Below are 23,158 nucleotides of genomic sequence, written 5' to 3'. Positions count from 1 at the left end.
GATCGTATCGCAACATCACAAGACAGTCCTTGTGGCGTATATTGAACCATCGTCAGGTGCATCTTTAAGAAAATGCAAAACAGCTTGCCGCGTCCAATGGTCTGAGCGCGGATTATCTGACGTGGCCTGTCTTATGTGGTGCATTTAAGTCTGAGGATTCACAGATTCGCACGAGAACTTCTTTGGCAAGATCAACGAAGGCCTGCGCGGGGGCAGAAATGTCTTGCCGTGCATGGGTGACAAGTTTTAATTCACAGGGGATTGAAGGTCTGAACCGCTTGATTGTGATGTCTTGATAGGCATTTGAAGCCGCCGTCAGATGATCGACAATCGAGACGCCCATGTTCTGCCCAACAAGACTGCAAATCGGGCCAGTATAGGTCGAGTCGACGATGACGTTGGGCCGGATACCCGCCTCTTGGAAGGCCTGCAGCAATCGCTTGCGCATTAGACTGTCTTCGGAAATCAGCAGCAGAGGCGTGTCTTTTAGGTCGATGGGTTCGATAAAATCTTTGGTTTCAAGCGGGTGATCTTTTGGCACAACGCAGACCAATTCGACCTCGGGCATCGTCTCTGTGGTGACACCATGAGACTCAGGCGGTAAAAGCGCGAAGCCGATGTCGCTTTGGCCTTTTTCGATCAAATCGACAACTTCAGGCGATGGTCCGCTGCGCAGTGAAATCGTCACATCGGGATAGATTTTATGAAAGGCGTGAATCACATCGGGCAATAAAAAATATGAATGACCGACCGTGGCTGCGATTCGCAATCGTTGACGACGCGATACGCCCAGTTCGCCGGCGAATTTCACGAATTGTTCCAAGCCGCCAAGACAGCGTTCGACCTCGGCAAACAAGAGTTGCGCATCTTTGGTCGGCTCGACCCGACCTGCGCGACGCAGAAAAAGGTTTATGCCAAACCTTTGTTCCAGTTCGCGAATTTGGCGGCTGATCGCAGGCTGAGAGACATTTAACAGCTTTCCAGCCTCTGTCATGCTGCCTGTTTCGATGACCGCACGAAAGGCTTCGATCTGGCGCAGAGGCATATGCATGGGCTATCCTTTTACTATAACAAGAATGCATGAAGAGATAATTATTTATCATTTGCTTTATAGACTCACACGCTTGATTATCAACCTTACACATGTTCGAGACAGGGAAATCGACCACAGGCCTTTGCGTGTTGGCAAGTCAAAACTTGTCAGCCCCAGCGGTACAGGGCGTTAGGATCTTGGGCATTGTTAAGGGAGGATAAAATTTGAAACATCTACAACTGGCACTCGCTGGAGCCCTCGCGGCGTCGCTTGCTGTGCCTGCATTTGCAGGTAAATCAGACGATACGCTGAACTGGGCAACTGATAAAGAAATCGCAGTCATCGATCCGTATTTTAGTGTGACGCGCGAATTGGTGATCATGGGGCAAATGGGGTGGGACGGCCTTGTCTTGTTCAACTCTGAAACAGGTGAATTCGACCCGCTGCTTGCGAAAAGCTGGACATGGGACGGCAATATGGCCGTTGAATTTAAGCTGCGCGAAGATGTCGTGTTTCACGACGGCAGCACATTCGACGCGGATGATGTGGTCTACACCATCAATTTCTTGTTGGATGAAGAAAACGGTGTTCCTGCGGCCTCTATCTATAACTGGATGAAGTCTGCAGAGAAAATCGATGACTATACTGTGCGTATCGAATTGAACGCCCCAAGCCCGCTGGCCTTTTCTTATTTGTCCAACGAAATTTCGATCATGCCGTCTGGGCATTACGACAATGCGCCAACGGGCGCTGATGGCAGCAAAGATTATAGCTCGGTGCCGCCTGTGGGGACAGGGCCTTACATGGTTGCCGACTCCCAAACTGGCAAATCCATTCTTTGGAAGCGCAATGACGCCTATTTTGAAGGTGGCCCTAAAGGCACGCCTGAAATTGGAAACATCCGTTACCGGACGATTTCTGAATCCAACACCCAGCTTGCTGAATTGCTAACAGGCGGTCTGGACTGGATTTGGGATGTCCCTAAAGAGCAGGCTCTGCGGATGGAAGACAGTGGGCAGGTTTCTGTCGTAAACGAAAAGACTCTGCGCATTTCCTATATGGCGTTTGATGTCGATGGGGATTCTGGTCAGGATTTCTTCACCGACAAACGCGTGCGTCAGGCCGTGTCACACGCGATCAACCGCGAAGCCATCGCGATTGAATTGGTTGGTCCTGCGTCCACTGTGATTCACTCCGCCTGTCACCCTGATCAGTTTGGCTGTACGCAAGATGTAAAGCAATACGACTATGACCCAGACAAAGCCCGCGCGCTTTTGATTGAGGCCGGTTATCCTGCTGGATTTGAGTTTGATCTGTATGGTTACCGTCAGCGTGAATTCACTGAAGCGGTTATCGGTGATCTTGCCGCTGTTGGCATTCGTGCCAATTTGAACTGGATGCAGTACGGAAGCCTTCTTGATCTGACGCATAAAGGTAAGACTCCGATCAACCACATGACTTGGGGCTCTGGGTCTATTCCTGATGTGGGCGCGATCACGCCGCATTTCTTCTCTGGCGGTGCTGATGATCCAGCCAAAGATCCACGTACGGCCGAAGCTTTGGCGCGCGGTGATACATCTGTTGATAGTGCCGTCCGCAAGGAAGCCTATGCCGAGGCCTTGGGTATTATCGCCGAAGAAGCCTATTGGTTACCGATGTTTACCTACGCAAAATACTACGCGTTTTCGAAAGACCTGAATTTCACACCGACGTCGGATGAAATTCCACGCTTTTTCGAAGCAACCTGGAACTAGGCAAAACACACTCGAACGAAGTCGATGATCCTTCCCCGATGCCCTTGGGCCATCGGGGGAGTGTCGCCTCACTTTTCTCAAACAAAACGGGCTTGATACTGTGATAGCTTTTTTCATTAAACGACTGGTGACGGCCTTATTGGTTGTCCTAACGGTGTCTGCGATGACGTTTTCCATGACGTTCTTGACAGGCGATCCTGCCATTGCTGTGGCCGGTGAAAACGCAACACAGGCTGATATCGTACGTATTCGAGAATACTACGGGTATGACAGGCCGATCCCCGTTCAGTTCATGTCGTGGCTCGGACGCGCGGCGCAGGGGGATTTCGGGCAATCACTGTATCTGAACCAGCCCGTGTCGATTGAAATTTTCGCACGATTGAAAACGACAATGACGCTTGGTCTGTCCGCGTTGATATTCGCGCTGGTGCTTGCCATTCCATTGGGCGTTGTGGCCGCGATCCGCCCCAATAGCCTGCTTGATCGGTTCGCTTTGACTGTGGCCGTCGTCGGGCAAGCGATGCCAAGTTTTTGGTTCGCGCTGACGATGATGCTTTGGTTCGGGATCAATTGGCGCATTTTGCCAGTCTCCGGCACTGACACTTGGGCGCATTTTGTGATGCCGTCTATTGCCCTTGGGTACTTTATCACTCCCGGCGTGATGCGTCTGACCCGTGCAGGCATGCTTGAAGTGCTGCGCTCGGATTACATCAGAACCGCACGGGCCAAAGGGGCCAGCGGCTTTTCGATCTTGTTTAAACATGCGCTGCGCAATGCGATCATTCCGGTGGTGTCATTGGCGGCCGTGCAATTCGGTTTCATGCTTGGCGGTTCCATCGTGATCGAGACAATCTTTGCGGTCAACGGACTGGGCTTTCTCGCCTGGGAGTCGATCCAACGTGCGGATCTACCGATGATGCAAGCCATCGTCCTCGTTTTAAGCGTGTTCTACATTATGCTGACTTTTTTGGCAGATGTTCTGAACGCTTGGCTGGACCCTCGGATTAGGATTTCTTGATCATGACCACTCCCGTTTCCACTTCCGCACATACGTCGCCCTCCAAGCAGGTCTTGCGGCAGGCCCTCAATCATCGTGGTGTTCTGTTTGGTGCCTTTGTCGTTTTTGCGATTATCTTTATCGCGATTTTTGCGCCGATGTTGGCGCCGCATGATCCTTACGAGCAAATTCTATCTCGTAAACTTATTCCGCCGGTTTGGTTTGATAGTCCTAAAACGACTTGGGACCACATTCTGGGCACGGACCATTTGGGGCGTGACTATCTATCACGCTTGATTTACGGCGCACGGATTTCGCTGATGATCGGGTTCTCGGCAATGCTGATTTCCGGCGTGATCGGCACGACTTTGGGTGTCTGTGCAGGCTACTTCGGCGGCCGCGTCGATAACGTGATCAACTTTGTGATCACCACACGCCTGTCCATGCCGGTTGTCTTGGTGGCCTTGGCGGTGGTGAGCCTGATGGGATCATCGCTGACCGTCGTCATCTGGGTGCTGGGTTTGCTGATCTGGGACCGTTTCGCTGTCGTGATGCGCAGCGCCACACAGCAAGTACGCGGCCTTGATTTCGTCGCCTCAGCGGAAGCCTTGGGCAGCACGACCCGTCGTATTCTATTCGTCGAAGTTTTGCCCAATATCCTCAACCACTTCATCGTTATTGCGACGCTTGAAATGGCGCATGCGATCCTGCTTGAAGCTGCTTTGTCCTTTCTTGGTCTTGGCGTTCAACCGCCGGATCCCAGCTGGGGGCTGATGATTTCTGAGGCCAAAGGCCTGATGTTTTTCGACGGTTGGCTGATCGCCATTCCAGGGACAGCGCTCTTTTTGTTGATCCTAGCAATTAACCTTTTGGGTGACGGCATCCGTGATGTCACAGCCCCTGAGAACAGGAATTGATGACATGGCTGATCCCGTCCTTTCTATTCGTAACCTCACTGTTGGTCTGCCGGTCAAATTGGACCGAAAAAACGCCGTTACCGGCATTTCCTTTGACGTGCGCCCCCGTGAAATCCTTTGTGTTGTGGGGGAATCCGGCTCTGGAAAATCCATTACCTCTTTGGCGACGATGGGCTTGTTGTCGCCTGGCTTGAAAGTCACCAGCGGATCGATTGATTTTGATGGTCGTGACGTTTTGAAGCTGAGCAACAAAGAACGCAACGCCATGCGCGGTGACCAAATGGCGATGATTTTTCAGGAGCCGATGACGGCCCTCAACCCTGCCTACACTGTCGGCGCGCAGATCGAAGAAGTGTTTCGCATTCATCGCAATCTGAGCGCGGCTGATCGTCGTGCTGAGGTCATGCGTCTGCTTGAAGAAGTGCGCTTGCCAGATCCAAAGCGTTTGTATGATGCCTTTCCGCATCAACTGTCAGGCGGGCAACGTCAACGCATCATGATCGCGATGGCGCTGGCGCTGGACCCGAAATTGTTGATCGCGGATGAGCCGACAACGGCACTGGATGTGACAACGCAAGCGCAGATTTTGGTGTTGTTGAAGCAACTGAATGAACGCCACGACGCAGGCATTATGTTCATCACTCATGACTTTGGCGTGGTCGCAGAGATTGCGGACCGTGTTGTTGTGATGCGCCACGGCGAAATCGTCGAACAAGGCACGGCTGACGAAGTTCTGAACAATCCGCAGCACCCCTACACCCGCGCGTTGATCGATGCGGTGCCGCGTCCGATGACCGAAGAAACCACCCCTGAGGCAAATGAAAACCCTGTTGTTATTGATGTGCAGGGTTTGAACAAAACGTTCACCACCAGCACAGGTATGTTCAAACCATCGCGCACTGTGACGGCGGTGAACAATGTGTCTTTCCAAGTTAAACGCGGCGAAACACTTGGGATCGTTGGCGAATCTGGATCAGGTAAAACCACGCTTGTACGCTGTCTGATGCGATTGATCGAGCCTGACTCAGGTGCGATCAATATCTCTGGCGTTGATTTTGCCGCCAAATCGCGGTCGGAATTGCGCAGCCATCGCAAAGACATCCAGATCGTGTTTCAAGATCCTTACGGTTCGCTCAACCCACGCCGCACCATCGGCAGTCAGCTGATTCAAGGGGCGATTAACTTTGGCATCCCACGCAAAGAAGCATGGGATCGCGTCTATAAATTGCTCGATATCGTGCGTATGCCGCATGACTCTGTGAACCGTTTCCCAAGCCAGTTTTCAGGTGGGCAACGCCAACGCTTGTGTATCGCGCGTGCGCTGGTTGTTCAGCCCAAAGTCTTGATCGCGGATGAAGCCGTATCGGCGCTTGATGTGTCGATCCAGCGCGAGGTTTTGCACCTGTTGAACGACATTCGGGATCGGCTTGGCCTGACGGTGATTTTCATCACCCATGACCTTCGGGTCGCGGCGCAAATCTGTAACGAAGTGCTGGTGATGCAATATGGCTCTGTTGTTGAACGGGGCGGGGTGTCGCAGATTTTCAACGCGCCCAGTCACGATTACACGAAGGCGCTTTTGTCAGCTCAACCGGGTCAAAACTGGGACATGCCAGTCTTTGACGAAGGGGATACCCTTGCAAAAATTTGATGCAGAATATGATTACGTGGTGGTCGGTGCTGGCTCTGCGGGCTGCGTGATTGCCAACCGTCTGTCGGCGCGCGCGGACATCCGTGTCTTGCTGCTTGAGGCGGGGCCGAAAGACAGCAATCCATGGATACACATCCCGATTGGCTATTACAAAGCGATGTACAATCCTAAGATCAACTGGGGTTACAAAACTCAACCTGATCTTGATGGGCGTGTGTTTGATTGGCATCGCGGTAAGGTTTTGGGCGGGTGCAGTTCAATCAATGGGTTGGTCTATGCGCGTGGTCAAAGCCAAGATTTTGATCACTGGCGCCAGCTTGGTTGTACGGGCTGGGGCTATGATGATGTGCTGCCCTATTTCCGCCGCGCTGAAGGCACAGCGATGGATGATCTTGACGATGGGTTTCATGGCACGGACGGCCCGCTCAGTGTGAGCCGTGCCAGCGCGCATCCTTTGTGTGACGCCTACATCGAGGCTGCGGCCCAAGCCGGTATTCGGGCAAACCCCGACTATAATGGACGCGACCAAGAAGGCGCGGGCTACTTTCACGTTACCACCCACAAGGGCTTGCGCAGTTCTGCGGCGACGGCCTATCTGCGTCCCGCCAAGGGGCGGAAAAATCTGGACATTCAAACCGACAGCCTTGTGCGTCGATTGATCATTGAAGATCGTCGTGTAACAGGCGTCGAGGTCGATCAAAACGGTGTGACACGTAGCTTTCGGGCACGTCACGAGGTGATTGTGTCCGCAGGTGCGATCAATTCACCGCAGATTTTGCAACTGTCTGGCATCGGCAATGGTGAATTGTTGCAAGAGCACGGCATCGAGGTGCAGCACGATCTGCCTGATGTGGGTGAAAACCTGCAAGATCACTACACTTGTTCCAGCAAATACCTGTGCAGCCAGCCTGTCACCGTCAATGACGAGGCGGGATCAATGGTCGGCCAAGTGCGTTCTGCTTTACGTTGGTTGAAAGATCGCGGTGGGCCTTTGTCCTTGTCCGCAGGCCAAGTCGGCGTGTTTGCGAAAACCAACCAAGACGCCGCCACGCCAGACGTGCAATTCCATTTCATGCGCTTTTCGTCTGCCACACGCGGGCGTAAGCTCGATGACTTTTCGGGCTTCACCGTGACCATGTGTCAATTGCGCCCTGAAAGCCGTGGCCATGTGCGGATCATGTCGGCAGATCACCGTGCCAAGCCCGCGATCCAACCCAATTATTTAACGGCTGCAAAAGACCGCGACGTGATGGTGGCGGGTATGAAACTGGTGCGCACCGTGGCCGAGCAACCGGCGCTCAGTGACTATATCGCCAATGAGATTGTGCCTGGTGATGCCGTGCAAAGCGACGCCGAGATTCTCGATTATGTGCGTGCCAATGGGTCAACCATTTTCCATCCCAGTTCAACCTGTCGCATGGGCGCGGATGCCGGCGCGGTTGTTGCGCCCGATTTGCGGGTGAATGGCATCATGGGGCTGCGGGTTGCCGATGCTTCAATCATGCCGACCCTCGTGTCGGCCAATACCAACGCGGGCTGCATCATGATTGGTGAAAAAGCCGCGGACTTAATTCTAAAGGAACGTATCGCATGAAGATCAAAGACATCAAAACCTTTGTTGTCGCCAATCCGTCCATTCATCGGGGCGGGCCTTACTGGGTCTTTGTTCGGGTCACAACGGACACCGGCATCAAAGGTTACGGCGAGATTTACGGCGTGCCGTTTCACCCCAAAGCCTTGGTCGCCATGGTTGACGATATGTTCGAGCGTCATTTCGTGGGCGCCAACCCGTTCAACATCGAACGTCATTTCCGTCATGTCTATTCTGCGGGCTTCTCGCAGCGCCCCGATCCGACCGTTATGGGCATTTTCAGTGGTATCGAAATCGCGCTTTGGGACATCATCGGTAAGGCACTTGATAAGCCTGTCTATGACTTGCTTGGCGGTAAGGTACAGGATCGTTTGCGCAGTTACACCTATCTGAATGCGCCGATTGATGCGGCGTCAAATCAGATGGTTTACGACAATGCAGATGCCGCAGCAGAGCGCGCGCTTGAATATGTCGAACAAGGCTTTACGGCGCTTAAATTTGATCCTGCTCGGCCCTACACCGCTTTTGATCCGCGTCAACTGTCGATGGAAACGCTTGAATTTGCAGAGCATTACACAGCACGCATCCGCGAAGCTGTCGGGCATCGTTGCGATATTTTGATCGGCACCCACGGCGAATTGACGCCTGCTGGGGCCATTCGTTTGGCCAAGCGGTTGGAAAAATCTGATCCGCTGTGGTTCGAAGAACCCACACCGCCAGATTACATTTCCGGTACGGCGCGGGTTGCGGCAAACACTTCGATCCCTGTGTCTACCGGCGAACGCCTGTGTACGAAATACGAATTTGCCGAGCTTTTGCGCCAAGACGCCGCCGCGATTTTGCAGCCGAACTTGGGCCGCGTTGGTGGCATTTTGGAAGCTAAGAAAATCGCCTCGATGGCCGAAGCCTTTCATGCGCAAATCGCACCGCATTTGTTCTGTGGTCCCATCGTGGGGGCAGCCAATATCCAAGTGTCTGCCTGTTCGCCCAACTTCCTGATCATGGAAGGCATCGAGCAATGGGGCGGTTTCCACGCTGAAATTCTTAAATCCCCTATCCGTTGGGAAAACGGCCATGTCATCGTTCCAGACGCCCCCGGTATCGGCGTCGAACTGGACGAAGACGTCGCCGAAGCCCACCCTTATACCGGCGCGCGTTTGCAATTGCGTATGGGCGATGAGCCTGCCGAAATTCGAAAGGAAGCCCGTAAATGACCCTGCCATATTCTCTCGCTGGAAAAGTTGCGATTGTGACCGGAGGCTCTAAGGGCATCGGTACATCGATTGTCCATCACCTTGCCGCGCTTGGCGCAAAGGTCGTCATCGCCAGTCGCAAGATCGAAGCTTGCCAAGTCGTCGTCGCTGAAGTCGAAGCCAAAGGCGGCGAAGCACTGGCCGTAGCCTGCAATATCTCAAAGAAAGAAGACTGCATGGCGCTGGTCCAAGCGGCCAAAGACAAATGGGGACGTGTCGATATTTTCGTGGCCAACGCCGCCGTGAACCCTGTCTATGGTCCTTTGGCGGAACTTGAAGATTCAGCCTTTGAAAAGGTCATGACATCAAACGTGCACAGCCTTTTGTGGTTCGCCAAAGCGGCGATGCCATTGATGGCCGAACAGGGCGGAGGCAGCTTTATCGTAGTGTCCTCCATCGGGGGATTGCGCGGCTCGCCCACGCTCGGCGCTTACGGGATTTCGAAAACCGCCGATCTGGGCGTTGTACGCTCGCTTGCGGTGGAATGGGGCCCCAAGAACATCACCGTCAATTGCATCATGCCGGGATTGGTGAAAACCGATTTTGCCCGCGCACTTTGGGAAAATCCCGAAGTCTCTGCGGACCGGATCAAACGCACGCCTGTGCGCCGTATCGGTGAACCTGACGACATTGGCGGCATCGCGGCGTTCCTGGCTGGGCCTTGGTCACGCTTTATCACTGGCGAAGTCATTGTCGCCGACGGCGGAACAACAATCGTCGGGCCGTAAACGGACCCGCATTGATTAACAAAGAATTTGAATAGGAGACCCGGTATGGATTTCGAAATGAGCCCGAAAGCCCGCGATCTTTGCGATCGTCTTGAGGCATTCATGGACGCGCATGTTTACCCGAACGAACCTGTCTATCAGCAACAGTTGAAAGACATGGGCGCCAGTGTTGAAGACTGGGAAAATTGGGGCGGTGTTCCGATTATCGAAGAATTGAAAGTCAAAGCCCGCGCTGATGGGCTTTGGAATTTGTTTTTGCCAGAAAGCCGTCGTGGCGGTGGTTTGACCAATCTGGAATACGCACCTTTGTGTGAAATCATGGGCCGTGCGCCTTGGTCGGCTGAGATTTTCAACTGTTCCGCGCCTGATACTGGCAACATGGAAACGTTGGAACGCTACGGCACCGAGGCACAGAAAAAAGAATGGATGGAGCCGCTGCTGGCTGGGGAAATCCGGTCTTGTTTCTCAATGACCGAACCTGACGTGGCCTCATCAGATGCACGCAATATCAGCCTGACCATCATCCGTGATGGCGACGAATATGTGATCAACGGTCGCAAATGGTGGACCTCTGGATCTGGCGACTCGCGGTGTAAGCTGTTCATTGTTATGGGTAAAAGCGATCCCGATGGCGCCGATCCCTACCGCCAGCAATCTATGATCCTTGTGCCACGCGACACGCCAGGTTTGACGATCAAACGTATGATCCCTGTTTTTGGCTTTTCCGATGCCCCGCATGGTCACGGCGAAATCATCTATGACAACGTGCGTGTGCCGGTCAGCAATATTTTGCTTGGCGAAGGCCGTGGATTTGAAATCGCTCAAGGGCGGCTTGGACCTGGACGTATTCACCACTGCATGCGGATGATCGGTCAAGCAGAAGTTGCGCTTGAGAAAATGTGCAAACGTGTTGTGGACCGTCATCCGTTTGGCAAGCCGTTGTCTGATCAAGGCGTTGTGCGTGAATGGATCGCGCAGTCGCGGATCATGATCGATCAGGCGCGTTTGTTGACGCTGAATGCTGCGGATCGGATGGACAAGGTTGGCAATAAAGAAGCCCGCAAAGAAATCGGTATGATCAAAGTGGTTGCTCCGAATATGGCGGCTCAAGTGATCGATTGGGCCATCCAAGCCCATGGCGCGGCAGGCATTTCAAGCGACTTCGGCCTGTCTTATGCCTATGCCCGTGCGCGCGCCATTCGTCTGGCTGATGGCCCTGATGAGGTGCATGCCAACCAGATTGCGCGCCTTGAGCTCAAAAAATACCTCAACCGATAGGACCAAAACATGACCACTCCTAAAACCATCGGCTTTATCGGCCTTGGCCAAATGGGCGAACCTATGGCGGCCTTTATCGCCAAAGGTCCTACGCCAATGATCTGCTTTGACATGGTGCCTGGTTTGGCTCCAGCTGGGGCCACCGAAATGGACAGTCTTGAGGCGGTGATCAAAGGCGCTGACACAATTTTTACGTCGCTTCCAGATGGCAAAATCGTCAACGCCGTTGCGGCTCAAATCGCGGCTGTGCCTGATGTGGCAGGCAAAGTCTTGATCGAGATGTCCACAATTGGACCGGCAGCAGCCAAAGAAGCTGCCACGACATTGAACGCTGTGGGGATGACATATGTTGACGCCCCTGTCAGCGGCGGTCGTCAAGGCGCGTTGAAGGCAGCGATCACGCTGATTTGGTCAGGTTCGGAAGACGAATTCAAACGCCATCGTCCGATTATCGACCTGTTCTGCGCCAATGCGTTTCACGTAGGCCCAGAGCCAGGTCAGGGGCAGGCCGTGAAATTGCTCAACAATTTCTTGTCAGCCACGGCCATGGCGGCTTCATCCGAGGCGGTTCTGTTCGGGCTCTCGCATGGTGTCGAGATGAAAACCATCATCGATGTTGTGAAGGTGTCCACGGGCAACAACACAGCGATTGCCGACAAATTCCCCAACCGCGTGCTGCCTGGCACATTTGATGCTGGGTTCTTTGCCGAGCTGCTCAACAAAGATGTGCGTCTGTACAACGAGTTCGTCAAAGAAGCGGGCACATCCAACCTGATGGGGGAGCGCGTGGCCGAGGTGTGGAACCTTGTCGAGGAAACTTTGCCACCGAAATCTGATTTCACTCGCGTGTACCAAGTCCTTGATGAAAGGGCAAAATCATGAGCTTTGAACGCCCCTATGAGGGTCTAAAGGTTGTTGATCTGTCCCAAGGCCTTGCGGGTCCATACTGCGGTATGTTGATGGCTCAACAAGGCGCGGATGTGATCAAAATCGAACCTCAGGGTGGCGATTGGGCGCGGTTGATCGGCGGCGTGTTCGGCGATCACACAGCCTATTCCATCGTCGCCAATATGGGCAAACGGGCGATCAGCCTGAACCTGAAACAAGACGACGCCAAAACGATCACAGATAAATTGATCGCCGAGGCAGATGTCTTTATCGAAGGGTATCGTCCCGGTGTGGCCGAACGTCTTGGCTTTGGCTACGATCGCTTATCTGAGATGAACCCCGGTTTGATCTATGTGTCGATTTCGGGCTTTGGCAATTCTGGTCCTTTGCGCGACAAACCCGCGATGGACCCGATGCTGCAGGCGTTCAGTGGGTTCGTGCATGAAAACACCGGTATGGACGGCATCGCGCACCATACACCCGTGAGCTATTTTGATATGGCCACAGGGTTGTACGCGAGCCAGTCTTTGGCCGGTGCCCTTTATGCGCGTCGTGACCACGCAAAGGGTCGTAAGATCGAGATCAGTCTGATGGAAGGGGCAGGGGCCATTCAAGCCGTGCGTCTTTTGTCCGGCTTTCGTGGCGGTGCGCGCAAAGCGTCGACAGCCCCTTCTGGCACGTTCCAAACGCAAGATGGCTACATCCAGATCAACATCGTGCGCGATCCCGAATTCGCGACGTTCTGTGATGTGTTGAACCTCGATGATCTGTGGGCTGAGACCAAATTCCACACCATCGCTGGACGGTTGGAAAATATCGAATACCTCAACGACTATGTGCGCGCGATCACCAAAACATGGGACGCGGATGCTTTGTCTGAGGTTTTGACCAAAGTGGGGCTGCAAAACATTGTGGTGCAATCTTACCGCGATTTTGTCGAACACCCGCAGGCCAAAGAAATCGGCGTGTTTTCTTGGCTGGATCAAGCGGGCAGCGACGATCCTTGGCCGGTGCCAAATATCCCTGGAATGCCGGAATTCACCGTTGGTGATGTCTTGGCGCAATCCCCCGAGATCGGCCAGCACACACGCGCTGTTTTGACCGAACTTAACTACACTGACCCTGAAATTGACCGTCTTATCGCAGACGGAATTGTCGCCTGATTGGAGAAAACTCATGGACGAAAAACTATTCGAAGAAGGCCTGAAAAACCGCAAGGCCGTTGTGGGCGCTGAATATGTCGAGAAAAATCTGGCTGCGGCTGATGATTTCTCACTGCCGTTCCAAGAGGCCATGACCGCTTGGTGCTGGGGCTTTGGCTGGGGCGATGAAGCGATCGACCACAAGACCCGTTCGATGTTGAACCTGACGATGTTGGCGGCCCTTGGCAAAATGACCGAATGGGAAATCCATTGTCGTGGAGCCATCAAAAACGGTGTCACCAAAGAAGAAATCCGCGCGATTTTGCACATTATCGGTATTTACTGTGGTGTTCCCCAAGGTTTGGAATGTTTCCGCCACGCGCGCAACGTGCTCGAAGAGCACGACATGCTGTAGGTATAAGGTAATGAAAACGCTAGATAAACAATACATCAACGGCGCTTGGGTTTCCTCATCTGATGGGCGCGACTTTCCCATCATCAACCCCGCGACCGAGGCGCAGATCGGCACAGTGACTTTGGGCTCTGCGGCTGATGTGGATGATGCCGTTGCAGCCGCGTCCAAGGCTTTCAAGACCTATTCAAAAACAACCAAAGCCGAACGCATCGCGTTGTTTCGTGCCTTGCAAAAGGTGATGATTGATCGAAATGAGGAAATGGCACAGGCGATTTCGTCTGAAATGGGCGCGCCGATCACCTTGTCGCGCAACGCCCAAGCGGGCAGTGCCTCACGCCATGTCGATCAATTTATCGCAGCTTTGGAAGAACTTGAAAGCACTGAAACCCTGTCCAACGGGGACATCATGCACAAAGAGCCGATTGGTGTTTGTGGTCTGATCACGCCTTGGAACTGGCCGATCTTTCAGATTGTGCCGAAAGTTCTGCCCGCACTTGCAGCGGGGGCGACTTGTGTTTTGAAACCGTCTGAATTGACACCAATATCTGCGGCTTTGTTTGCGGACTTCATGCATGAGGCGGGCTTTCCGGCTGGCGTTTTCAATCTTGTCTTTGGTGATGGTCCAACCGTTGGCTCGGCCATGTCGCGCCATCCAGACATTGCGATGTTATCCTTTACCGGCTCAACCCGTGCTGGTGCCATGGTTACCCGTGATGCTGCCGAGACGATCAAACGCGTGACGCTTGAACTGGGTGGAAAATCCCCGAACATCGTGTTTGCGGATGCCGATTTGCAGACCTGTGTGACGGCCTCGACAGCGCGGTGTTTTATGAACACAGGTCAAGGGTGTAACGCCCCGACACGTATGTTGGTGGAACGCAGCATATACGATCAAGTGGTGGATATGGTGGCTAAACAGGCCAGCGCGCAACCGATTGATGATCCTGCCAAAGAGGGCCCACATATCGGACCGTTGGCCAACAAAGCGCAATTCGAACGCGTTCAATCCCTCATTCAAGTGGGCATCGATGATGGCGCGCGTTTGGTGGCGGGAGGGCTTGGCCGTCCTGATGGCTTTGAGGTGGGCTATTTCGTGCGTCCAACAGTTTTTGCGGATGTCAGCAATGATATGACCATCGCGCGTGAAGAGGTTTTCGGGCCTGTGCTGTGCATTATCCCGTTTGAGACCGAAGAAGACGCCATCGCAATTGCCAATGACACCGACTATGGCCTTGCCGCCTATGTCCAAACTGGCAGTGCCAGCCGTGCGGCGCGAGTTGCTGCGCAAATTCGCGCAGGCAATATCGGGATCAACGGGCAGGGCACCAGTTTTGGCGCACCGCTTGGGGGTTACAAACGGTCCGGCAATGGCCGCGAAGGTGGTCTCATCGGACTGGAAGAGTTTCTTGAGATCAAATCCATGCCCTCCATCGAAAAGATGCAGGCCGCGGGAAAATTCTCAGCGCCATAAAGGACTTAAAGCATGCTTGATGCATATATTTACGACGGGCTGCGCAGTCCCTTTGGCCGTCATGGCGGTGCCTTGGCGGGCATACGTCCTGACGATTTGATGGCGGATGTCATTCGGGCCTTGCTGGCGCGAGGTGACTTTCCACTGGATCAATTCGAAGACGTGATTATGGGCAATGTCAGCCAATCCGGCGAAGACAGCCGCAACATGGCGCGGTTCTCGGCGCTTTTGGCGGGGCTGCCTGACACCGTAGGCGGGCAAACGGTCAATCGCTTATGTGGCTCAAGCCTGTCTGCGGCGCTGGATGCGGCGCGCGCTGTTACGCTTGGCGATGGCGCTTTGTTGGTGGCTGGCGGCGTTGAAAGCATGACCCGTGCGCCATTGGTGATGTCAAAATCTGGCACTGCGTGGTCACGGCAGGTGGAAATACATGATGCCACAGCAGGCAAACCTTTCCCGAATGCGACCTTTGGTGCCGCCTTTGGAACGGACACGATGCCACAAACGGCAGACAATTTGGCGGCAGAGTTCGACATCAGTCGTGCGGCCTGTGACGTCTATGCCTTGGCGAGCCAATCCAAATACGAAGCTGCACGCGCGGACGGTTTTTTCAAAGATGAAATCACACCGATTGAGGTCAAATGCCCCAAGCGCAGCGTGACCACGGTTGAGGTGGATGAACACCCGCGGCCCGGAGGGAATTTGGAAAAACTTGCCAGTATGCGCAGCTTGTTTGACGGTGGCGTCGTGACGGCTGCCAATGCGTCGGGCATCAATGACGGGGCTGCTGCTCTGGTCATTGGCGCGCGTGGGTTTGGTATCCCGCGTGCCCGTATTTTGGCGGGTGCTGTGTCAGGGGTTGCCCCTCGCGTGATGGGGATCGGGCCAGCGTTTGCCATCCCCAAAGCTTTGACGCGTGCGGGGCTGACACTGGCAGATATGGACGTGATCGAAGTGAACGAAGCCTTCGCCTCGCAGGTCTTGGCCTGCAACGCGGCGCTTGGTTTGGCGGATGACGACAGCCGCATAAATCCCAATGGCGGGGCCATCGCGATTGGTCACCCACTGGGTGCATCGGGGGCGCGATTGATCCTGACAGGACTGCGCCAGTTGGAAAGAACCCAAGGGCGCTATGCCTGTTTGTCCATGTGCATTGGCTTTGGTCAAGGCATTGCGATGATTATTGAACGGATGGACGGAGCTGATCAATGAGTGACATCGTACGTGTAGAACGAGATGGCGATATCGGATTGATTTGCCTGACAAAGCCACCTGTGAATGCACTTGGCGTTGCCTTGCGGTCTGCTGTGTTTGACGCGCTGGCTGAGCTTGTCGCTGACACTTCAGTGCGCGCGATTGTGTTGTACGGTGAGGGGCGTTTGTTTTCGGCGGGCGCGGATATCAAAGATTTCGCGCGGGCTGCGGAAACACCGACCTTGCCGGATCTGTTGAAGGCACTCAATGACAGCGCGAAACCTGTTGTGTCTGTGCTGCATGGCGTGGCCTTTGGTGGCGCGCTGGAACTGGCGCTTGCAACCCATCTGCGGGTGGGGATCGAAGGCGTCAAAGTGGGACTGCCCGAAGTGACGCTTGGGTTGCTGCCAGGGGCTGGGGGCACCCAACGTTTGACCCGTTTGACAGGGATTGCGCCCGTCATAGATATCATCTGCAAGGGCCGCCATGTGGCGGACAGTGAAGCGCTGGAGCTGGGCATCATCGCGCGTCTTGACCAAGGCGATCCGCGCGATGCAGGACTAATGGCTGCGCGTGATATTTTGGCTGGTAATCTGACGGCACGACCCACCGATGATCTAACCGTCATGGCTGATGACGCAGCACTTTCTGCGGCCCGCGCAAAATACGCAAAGGGATTGACCGCACCACAGCGTGCGATTGATGCAATTGAAGCCGCAACCTTGCCTATTGATGAAGGTTTAAAACGCGAACGCGCCTTGTTCATGGAATTAATGCAAGGTGAAGAACGCGCTGGATTGGTCCATGCCTTTTTTGCTGAACGTGCGACGACCAAAATCCCAGAACGCGGGGCGCAGACACGGACTGTTGAGACGGTCGGTGTTGTCGGCGGCGGAACTATGGGCGTCGGTATTGCCACGGCGATTTTGATCGCAGGGCGTCCTGTGACTTTGATCGAGACGCAAGTTGAAGCCGCCGCGCGGGCGCAAAAGGCGATTGAGGCCAATCTGACTGGGGCGCTCAAACGTGGCAAGCTGACAGCTGACAGTCATGCCGCAGCCATTGGTGCATTGTCTTGCGTGACTGATATTACGGCGCTGTCTGACGTTGATCTGGTGATCGAGGCGATCTTTGAAGACATGGCGACCAAGACCGGCATTTTTGCCAAGCTCGATGCCGTATGCAAACAGGGCTGTATTTTGGCGACCAACACGTCCTACTTGGATGTAAATGAAATTGCTGAAGCCACCAAGCGGCCGCAAGATGTTATCGGACTGCATTTCTTTTCGCCCGCACATATCATGCGTCTACTGGAAGTTGTCGTTGGGGCAAAAACTGCGCCTGAAGTCACCGCAACCGTGTTCGAAGTCGCGCGAATGATCCGCAAAGTGCCTGTGCGTTCTGAGGTCTGCGACGGGTTCATCGGCAATCGTATTTTGACCACTTATCGCAAGGCTTGCGAATATTTGGTTCTGGATGGTGCTGATTTTTCGGATGTGGATCAAGCGCTTGAGGGCTTTGGCTTTGCCATGGGGCCGTTTGCTGTTGGCGATTTGGCGGGGTTGGATGTGGCCAAGGCCACACGCGACCGCAAGGCGGCAACGCGCCCGCCCGAAGAACGCTATTCGCCGATTGCGGACCGGATCGTCGATCAAGGTTGGTTCGGACGTAAAACCGAAGCGGGATATTATGTCTACGAGGGCACTAAGAAAACGGGGACAAACGCTGGCGCGGTAGACATCATGCATGCAGAGCGCAAAGCGCTTGGTCTGACGCCGCAAGAGTTTAGCCATCAAGACATCGTTGACCGTTGTCTTACAGCGATGATCATGGAAGCCACTGGTGTTATCCAAGAGGGGATCGCGCTGCGCCCTGTTGATATCGATGCGGTCCAATTGTTCGGCTACGGCTTTCCGCGTCACAAAGGTGGTCCGATGCATTTGGCCGATCAAATCGGGCCGCAGGCCTTGATCAATCGTATCGAAGCCTATGCCATCCAAGACCCTTATTTTTGGCGCGTGCCTGAGCTTTTGCGCGACATGGTCGCCACAGGCCGCACTTTCGCCGACCTAAATGTAGAAAGGGCAGAGCCATGAGTTCGCCGCAGATAGATTTTGATACACAAGCGTTGCATCGCTACTTGACTGAAAACGTTGAAGGGTTTTCGGGGGATATGGTTTTGACCCAATTCACCGCAGGCCAAAGCAACCCGACCTATCAAATCACGGCAGGGGGCAAAGACTATGTTCTGCGCAAGAAACCTGCGGGGACTTTATTGCCTTCTGCCCATGCGGTTGATCGTGAATATCGCGTCATGGCAGCGCTTGCCGATACCTCCGTGCCTGTACCGCAAATGTTGGCATTGTGTATGGACCGCGATGTGATCGGCACAGAATTTTACGTGATGGATATGGTCAAAGGTCCGATCTACCAAGACCCGTCTTTGCCGGGGATGACACCAGATCAGCGCCGCGTGTTTTACGATGATTTTATCCGCTCGCTGGCGGCGCTTCATGCGGTGGATGTCGATGCTGTTGGCCTGTCTGATTTTGGTCGCCCTGATGGTTTTTTGACACGTCAAATTTCGCGTTGGACCAAGCAGTACAAGGCGACAGAAACCGAAACGATTTTGGCAATGGACAGATTGATGGAGTGGTTGCCTGAAAACGTCGTCGAAGATGGCGAAGCGGCGCTTGTTCATGGCGATTTTCGTCCGGGCAATGTGATTGCGGGCGGAGACGATCCGAAAATCTTGGCCCTGCTTGATTGGGAACTGTGCACCTTGGGTCACCCGCTGGCGGATTTGGGCTATGTCTGCGCGTTGTACCACGCCGATGTTTTGCCGACAGGACGCCTGAAGGGGTTGGATCACAAGGCGCTTGGTATTCCGACGGAACAAGAATTTTTGGATCTTTACTGCAAATACGCAGGGCGCGCGCCTGTGACCAACCATCTGTTTTTCGTGGTCTTTTCACTGTTTCGCAGCGCGGCCATCATCCAAGGCGTTTACAAGCGCGGTTTGGACGGCAACGCGGCCTCTGAGAAGGCGCTGAAGTTGGGGCATTTGGCGCGACTGCGTGCCGAGACCGCATGGAATATTGTTGAGACAAAGCTGTAAAGCGCGGGGCAGGACGCCTTGATACATTTACTTATGAACGGAGTAAGACGATGAATGACATCGCGAAAACAACGACGCACAAAGGTGCTTCTTTCAATTGGCAAGACCCGTTTTTGCTGGATGATCAGCTCACCGATGATGAACGCATGTTCAGTGAATCTGTACGCGCTTTTGCCGATGAAGAAATGGCTCCACGGGTCACAGAAGCCTATTTGAATGAGGCCACTGATCCCGAGATTTTCCAACGCATGGGCGAGGCGGGTCTTTTGGGGGTCACAGTGCCCGAAGAATACGGCGGGCTTGGTGCTGGCTATGTATCTTATGGGCTTGTTGCGCGCGAAGTGGAACGTGTGGATTCTGGTTATCGGTCTATGATGTCGGTGCAATCGTCTTTGGTGATGTACCCGATCCTTGCCTATGGATCAGAAGCGCAAAAGAAAAAATACCTACCAAAACTGGCCGCTGGTGAATGGATCGGTTGTTTCGGTCTGACTGAACCTGACGCGGGATCTGACCCTAGTGGGATGCGCACCCGCGCGATCAAAACCGATGGCGGCTATCGTCTCGTCGGGTCCAAAACGTGGATTTCCAACGCACCAATCGCGGATGTGTTCGTGGTTTGGGCCAAATCCGAAGCGCATGGCGGCAAGGTGCGTGGCTTTGTTCTAGAAAAGGGCATGGCGGGTTTGAGCGCGCCGAAAATCGAAGGCAAGTTGAGCCTGCGCACATCAATCACAGGCGAGATTGTCATGCAGGACGTCGAGGTGTCAGAGGATGCGATCCTGCCCAATGTTGAAGGTATGAGTGGGCCGTTTGGCTGTTTGAACCGCGCGCGTTATGGCATCAGTTGGGGCGTCTTGGGCGCGGCTGAAGACTGTTGGTTCCGCTCGCATCAATACGGTATGGATCGCATTCAGTTTGGTCGCCCATTGGCGGCCACGCAATTGTTCCAGAAAAAACTGGCTGATATGCAAACCGAGATCGCCCTTGGCCTGCAGGCCAGCCTGCGCGTGGGCCGTTTGATGGACGAAGGAAAATTCGCGCCTGAGATGATTTCGATGATCAAACGCAACAACTGTGGCAAGTCCTTGGATATTGCGCGCTTGGCACGCGATATGCACGGCGGCAACGGCATTCAGGCCGAATACCACGTGATCCGTCATGCGCAAAACCTTGAAACCGTGAACACCTATGAGGGCACGCATGACGTTCATGCGTTGATCTTGGGACGCGCGCAAACAGGATTGCAAGCCTTTGGATGAGACACCGCTAAAAGGCCTTAAGGTCGTTGAACTTGCCCGCATTCTTGCGGGTCCTTGGATCGGTCAAACCTTGGCCGATCTGGGGGCTGAGGTCATTAAAATCGAAAGTCCAAGCGGCGATGATACCCGTCAATGGGGGCCTCCGTTCATTGAACGGGAGCGCCCGGATGGCGGCACAGAACGGGTGTCGGCCTATTTTCAATGCGCCAATCGCGGTAAGGCGTCGGTCATTTGCGATTTTCAAAACGCTGACGATCTGGAAAACCTAAAAGCCTTGATCGCAGAGGCAGATGTGGTGATTGAGAATTTCAAAGTCGGCGGGCTTGATAAATATGGACTTGATTATGCCAGCATGTCTGCGCTCAATCCGCGACTTGTCTATGCATCAATTACTGGTTTCGGGCAAACGGGGCCACGCGCCTTGCAGCCCGGTTATGATTTCTTGATCCAAGGTATGTCGGGCATCATGGATTTGACCGGCGACCCTGATGGCGACCCGCAAAAGGTTGGCGTGGCCTGGATCGATATTTTCACCGGTCTTTACGGTGTGATCGGTGTGCAGGCCGCTTTGGCAGAACGGGAGCGGTCGGGCAAAGGGCAGCATGTGGATCTGTCGTTGTTTGACACAGGCATTTCCGTGCTGGCCAATCAGGCATCGAACTTTTTGATTGGCGGGGTTGAGCCAAAACGCCTTGGCAACGCTCATCCGAATATCGCGCCCTATCAGGTGTTCCCCGCCAGTGATGGCCATCTGATCGTGACCTGCGGCAATGATCGCCAATTTGCGTCATTTTGCGACGTACTTGGCTTGGGCGATATGGCGGTCTCGCCTAAATTCGCGACCAATGCAGACCGTGTGGCGAACCGAAGCGTGCTGACCGATGTGATCACCGCGAAAACCTTGATGCGCACACGTAGCGATTTGATTGACGCGTTAGAGCAGGCCAAAGTGCCCGCCGGCCCGATCAACCGCGTGTCCGAAGCCTTAGCCGACCCGCAAGCTATCGCGCGCGGTCTTCAGGTCGAGGCAGACGGGATTTCAGGGCTTGGCACGCCGATCAAGTTTTCGCGCAGCATCAAATCAGAGGATCGTTCCGCCCCTCTTTTGGGGCAGGGCAACAAATAGCGTGATGCCCCGACGCCCATGTTGGGGCGCACGTTGTTATATGCCATGTGGCTCTGTGCTCTTGTGTCTTCTTGGTGTTTTCAAGGCGTGCCGACGTCGCCGTTCATCCAAAGTACGCTGTTCAAAAATCAGCCCGATCCTCGCGGCCAATCAGAAAAACTGCGCCTCAGTTCGGTTAGATCGTCTCCGTCAGGGCGGCTCACATTTGCACGATATGCGCCCGGCGACATATCCGTTCTGCGTTTGAAACAATGGCTGAAACGCGACCCGTCGGCGAATCCCAGATCTGCTGCAATTTCCTTGAGTGAGCGACCTGAACTTTCTAGGCGTGCTTTTGCAAAGTGGCCTTGTCGCCGTTTGGTTCCGATCTCTTGCAAGCAATATTTGCTATGAAGGAGAGAATGAATGGCAACGAGATACACAGACGCGTTTCGGCGTGATGCTGTGCGCATCGCAACCCTCAGAGGCTTAACGCGGCCACAGGTTTCATCAGATTTGGGTGTTGGCCTTTCGACATTGAACAAGTGGGTCCAAAAGCATCAGCATGATGATTTGATGTCTGGGCCGCACGAGGACATTGAGAAAGAGAACGAACCTCTCCGCAAGGAAGTGCGCCTGCTGCGCGAGGCGAGGGAAGCGTTAAACTTGGAGGGATTAGAAAAGGCCCCGGTGGGGCGTTTTCCCCGAACAAGGCCACCATCTTCTTTGCAGGTCAAAACCGATGAGCTAACGACAGCGTGATGAAAAGGGACCTGGCGATCCGGGCGCTGGATATGGCAGTAGTTTTGCGACAACCGCAAGAGGGCTGCATTCACCACACATATCCGTGGGTCACAATACTGTTCAAATGACAATCAGAAGCGCCTGTTAAAGCATGGCTTCAAAGGGTCCATGAGCGGAAAAGGTAATTGTTATGACAATTCCATGATGGAAACGTTTTTCAAACCCCCTTCTCGGGACATTGCTGCGCAATACCCTGCCAGGCAGTGATCAATGCTGAGCTGATCTGGCGCAACCGCTGGGAAACCAGACACCAGGCCGAAGGCGCGATTTTCCAGTATATCAACGGCCTCGTAAATCCGCGTCGACGCCACTCGTCGCTAGGCGGCAAAAGCCCCTTGGCCTTCGAGCGAAAGGCATGTGTGGATGGCTCCTGCATAGCAAGACATTTTTGATCAGATTTGTGCATTTGTCAGAAGCGGTCATGTGTCCGGCCTGTTTACGCGGCTTTGACCGCTGGCCCTGATGGGTTCCGCAAACCAAGTCCCTTACAGCTTTGCGGGCAATTGGGCCCGGGACTTTCGACGGGGTGTCTTGGTTTTGGCGACAGACTTATGCAC

Annotated in this window: 20 protein-coding genes and 1 pseudogene; 19 read left to right on the top strand and 2 right to left on the bottom strand. The window is 54.1% G+C overall.

Annotation, left to right across the window (positions count from 1 at the left end; translation table 11 throughout):
- Window positions 1-112: 112 nt before the first annotated feature.
- Window positions 113-1,051: a LysR family transcriptional regulator gene (locus KO497_RS00785; RefSeq protein WP_215942068.1), complete on the bottom strand. Its 939-nt coding sequence runs from the start codon at window positions 1,049-1,051 to the stop codon at window positions 113-115.
- A gap of 206 nt (window positions 1,052-1,257) precedes the next feature.
- Between KO497_RS00785 and KO497_RS00780 the strand changes: the two genes are divergently transcribed.
- The 17 genes from KO497_RS00780 to KO497_RS00700 all read left to right on the top strand — a co-directional run bounded on the left by KO497_RS00780 (window position 1,258) and on the right by KO497_RS00700 (window position 21,818).
- On the top strand, window positions 1,258-2,787 hold the full coding sequence (locus KO497_RS00780; protein WP_215942067.1) for an ABC transporter substrate-binding protein: 1,530 nt from the start codon (window positions 1,258-1,260) through the stop codon (window positions 2,785-2,787).
- Between the two features lie 100 nt (window positions 2,788-2,887).
- The gene (locus KO497_RS00775) at window positions 2,888-3,805 is read left to right on the top strand and encodes an ABC transporter permease (protein ID WP_215942066.1); all 918 of its coding nucleotides are present in this window, start codon (window positions 2,888-2,890) and stop codon (window positions 3,803-3,805) included.
- Between the two features lie 2 nt (window positions 3,806-3,807).
- Window positions 3,808-4,701, top strand: coding sequence for an ABC transporter permease (locus tag KO497_RS00770; protein WP_215942065.1), 894 nt, complete (start codon window positions 3,808-3,810; stop codon window positions 4,699-4,701).
- Between the two features lie 4 nt (window positions 4,702-4,705).
- Entirely contained in the window at window positions 4,706-6,352 is a 1,647-nt protein-coding gene (locus KO497_RS00765; RefSeq protein WP_215942064.1) for an ABC transporter ATP-binding protein, read from the top strand.
- The gene (locus KO497_RS00760) at window positions 6,339-7,946 is read left to right on the top strand and encodes a GMC family oxidoreductase (protein WP_215942188.1); all 1,608 of its coding nucleotides are present in this window, start codon (window positions 6,339-6,341) and stop codon (window positions 7,944-7,946) included. The genes KO497_RS00765 and KO497_RS00760 overlap by 14 nt, the downstream gene beginning before the upstream one ends.
- Window positions 7,943-9,157: a mandelate racemase/muconate lactonizing enzyme family protein gene (locus KO497_RS00755; RefSeq protein ID WP_215942063.1), complete on the top strand. Its 1,215-nt coding sequence runs from the start codon at window positions 7,943-7,945 to the stop codon at window positions 9,155-9,157. Before KO497_RS00760 ends, KO497_RS00755 begins: the two co-directional genes overlap by 4 nt.
- Window positions 9,154-9,924 carry an SDR family NAD(P)-dependent oxidoreductase gene (locus KO497_RS00750; protein ID WP_215942062.1) on the top strand — a complete coding sequence of 257 codons (771 nt, stop codon included), beginning with the start codon at window positions 9,154-9,156 and terminating at the stop codon, window positions 9,922-9,924. Before KO497_RS00755 ends, KO497_RS00750 begins: the two co-directional genes overlap by 4 nt.
- Window positions 9,925-9,969: 45 nt before the next feature.
- Entirely contained in the window at window positions 9,970-11,202 is a 1,233-nt protein-coding gene (locus tag KO497_RS00745; RefSeq protein ID WP_215942061.1) for an acyl-CoA dehydrogenase family protein, read from the top strand.
- Window positions 11,203-11,211: 9 nt separating this feature from the next.
- Window positions 11,212-12,084 (top strand): NAD(P)-dependent oxidoreductase, encoded by an 873-nt coding sequence (locus KO497_RS00740; RefSeq protein ID WP_215942060.1) that lies wholly within the window; start codon window positions 11,212-11,214, stop codon window positions 12,082-12,084.
- Complete coding sequence (locus KO497_RS00735; protein ID WP_215942059.1) at window positions 12,081-13,253, top strand: CaiB/BaiF CoA transferase family protein; 1,173 nt, start codon at window positions 12,081-12,083, stop codon at window positions 13,251-13,253. Before KO497_RS00740 ends, KO497_RS00735 begins: the two co-directional genes overlap by 4 nt.
- Window positions 13,254-13,266: 13 nt before the next feature.
- Window positions 13,267-13,647 carry a carboxymuconolactone decarboxylase family protein gene (locus KO497_RS00730; protein WP_215942058.1) on the top strand — a complete coding sequence of 127 codons (381 nt, stop codon included), beginning with the start codon at window positions 13,267-13,269 and terminating at the stop codon, window positions 13,645-13,647.
- Window positions 13,648-13,657: 10 nt separating this feature from the next.
- Window positions 13,658-15,118 carry an aldehyde dehydrogenase family protein gene (locus KO497_RS00725; RefSeq protein ID WP_215942057.1) on the top strand — a complete coding sequence of 487 codons (1,461 nt, stop codon included), beginning with the start codon at window positions 13,658-13,660 and terminating at the stop codon, window positions 15,116-15,118.
- Window positions 15,119-15,130: 12 nt separating this feature from the next.
- On the top strand, window positions 15,131-16,330 hold the full coding sequence (locus KO497_RS00720) for an acetyl-CoA C-acyltransferase (protein WP_215942056.1): 1,200 nt from the start codon (window positions 15,131-15,133) through the stop codon (window positions 16,328-16,330).
- A complete protein-coding gene (locus tag KO497_RS00715) occupies window positions 16,327-18,408 on the top strand; it encodes a 3-hydroxyacyl-CoA dehydrogenase NAD-binding domain-containing protein (RefSeq protein ID WP_215942055.1) in 2,082 nt (693 codons plus the stop codon). Before KO497_RS00720 ends, KO497_RS00715 begins: the two co-directional genes overlap by 4 nt.
- A complete protein-coding gene (locus KO497_RS00710) occupies window positions 18,405-19,430 on the top strand; it encodes a phosphotransferase (RefSeq protein WP_215942054.1) in 1,026 nt (341 codons plus the stop codon). Before KO497_RS00715 ends, KO497_RS00710 begins: the two co-directional genes overlap by 4 nt.
- Before the next feature lie 50 nt (window positions 19,431-19,480).
- A complete protein-coding gene (locus tag KO497_RS00705; protein WP_215942053.1) occupies window positions 19,481-20,692 on the top strand; it encodes an acyl-CoA dehydrogenase in 1,212 nt (403 codons plus the stop codon).
- Entirely contained in the window at window positions 20,685-21,818 is a 1,134-nt protein-coding gene (locus KO497_RS00700) for a CaiB/BaiF CoA transferase family protein (protein WP_215942052.1), read from the top strand. Before KO497_RS00705 ends, KO497_RS00700 begins: the two co-directional genes overlap by 8 nt.
- 128 nt (window positions 21,819-21,946) lie before the next feature.
- Here the strand turns inward: KO497_RS00700 and KO497_RS19340 are convergent, their stop codons facing one another.
- Window positions 21,947-22,270, bottom strand: a complete 324-nt coding sequence (locus KO497_RS19340; RefSeq protein ID WP_354668069.1) for a helix-turn-helix domain-containing protein — start codon at window positions 22,268-22,270, stop codon at window positions 21,947-21,949.
- On the opposite strand from KO497_RS19340, the gene KO497_RS19530 reads away from it, so the two are divergent.
- On the top strand, window positions 22,224-22,559 hold the full coding sequence (locus tag KO497_RS19530; RefSeq protein WP_436799276.1) for a transposase: 336 nt from the start codon (window positions 22,224-22,226) through the stop codon (window positions 22,557-22,559). The two genes, KO497_RS19340 and KO497_RS19530, sit on opposite strands and share 47 nt — an antisense overlap.
- Window positions 22,559-22,993 (top strand): annotated as a pseudogene (locus tag KO497_RS19525) (IS3 family transposase); the annotation flags it as partial. The gene KO497_RS19530 and the pseudogene KO497_RS19525, both read left to right, overlap by 1 nt.
- Between the last annotated feature and the right edge of the window lie 165 nt (window positions 22,994-23,158).

Origin of the sequence: Pacificibacter marinus (genome assembly GCF_018860665.1) — a bacterium.
GTDB classification, from domain to species: domain Bacteria; phylum Pseudomonadota; class Alphaproteobacteria; order Rhodobacterales; family Rhodobacteraceae; genus Celeribacter; species Celeribacter marinus_A.
This window is presented reverse-complemented; position numbering and strand designations above follow the sequence as displayed.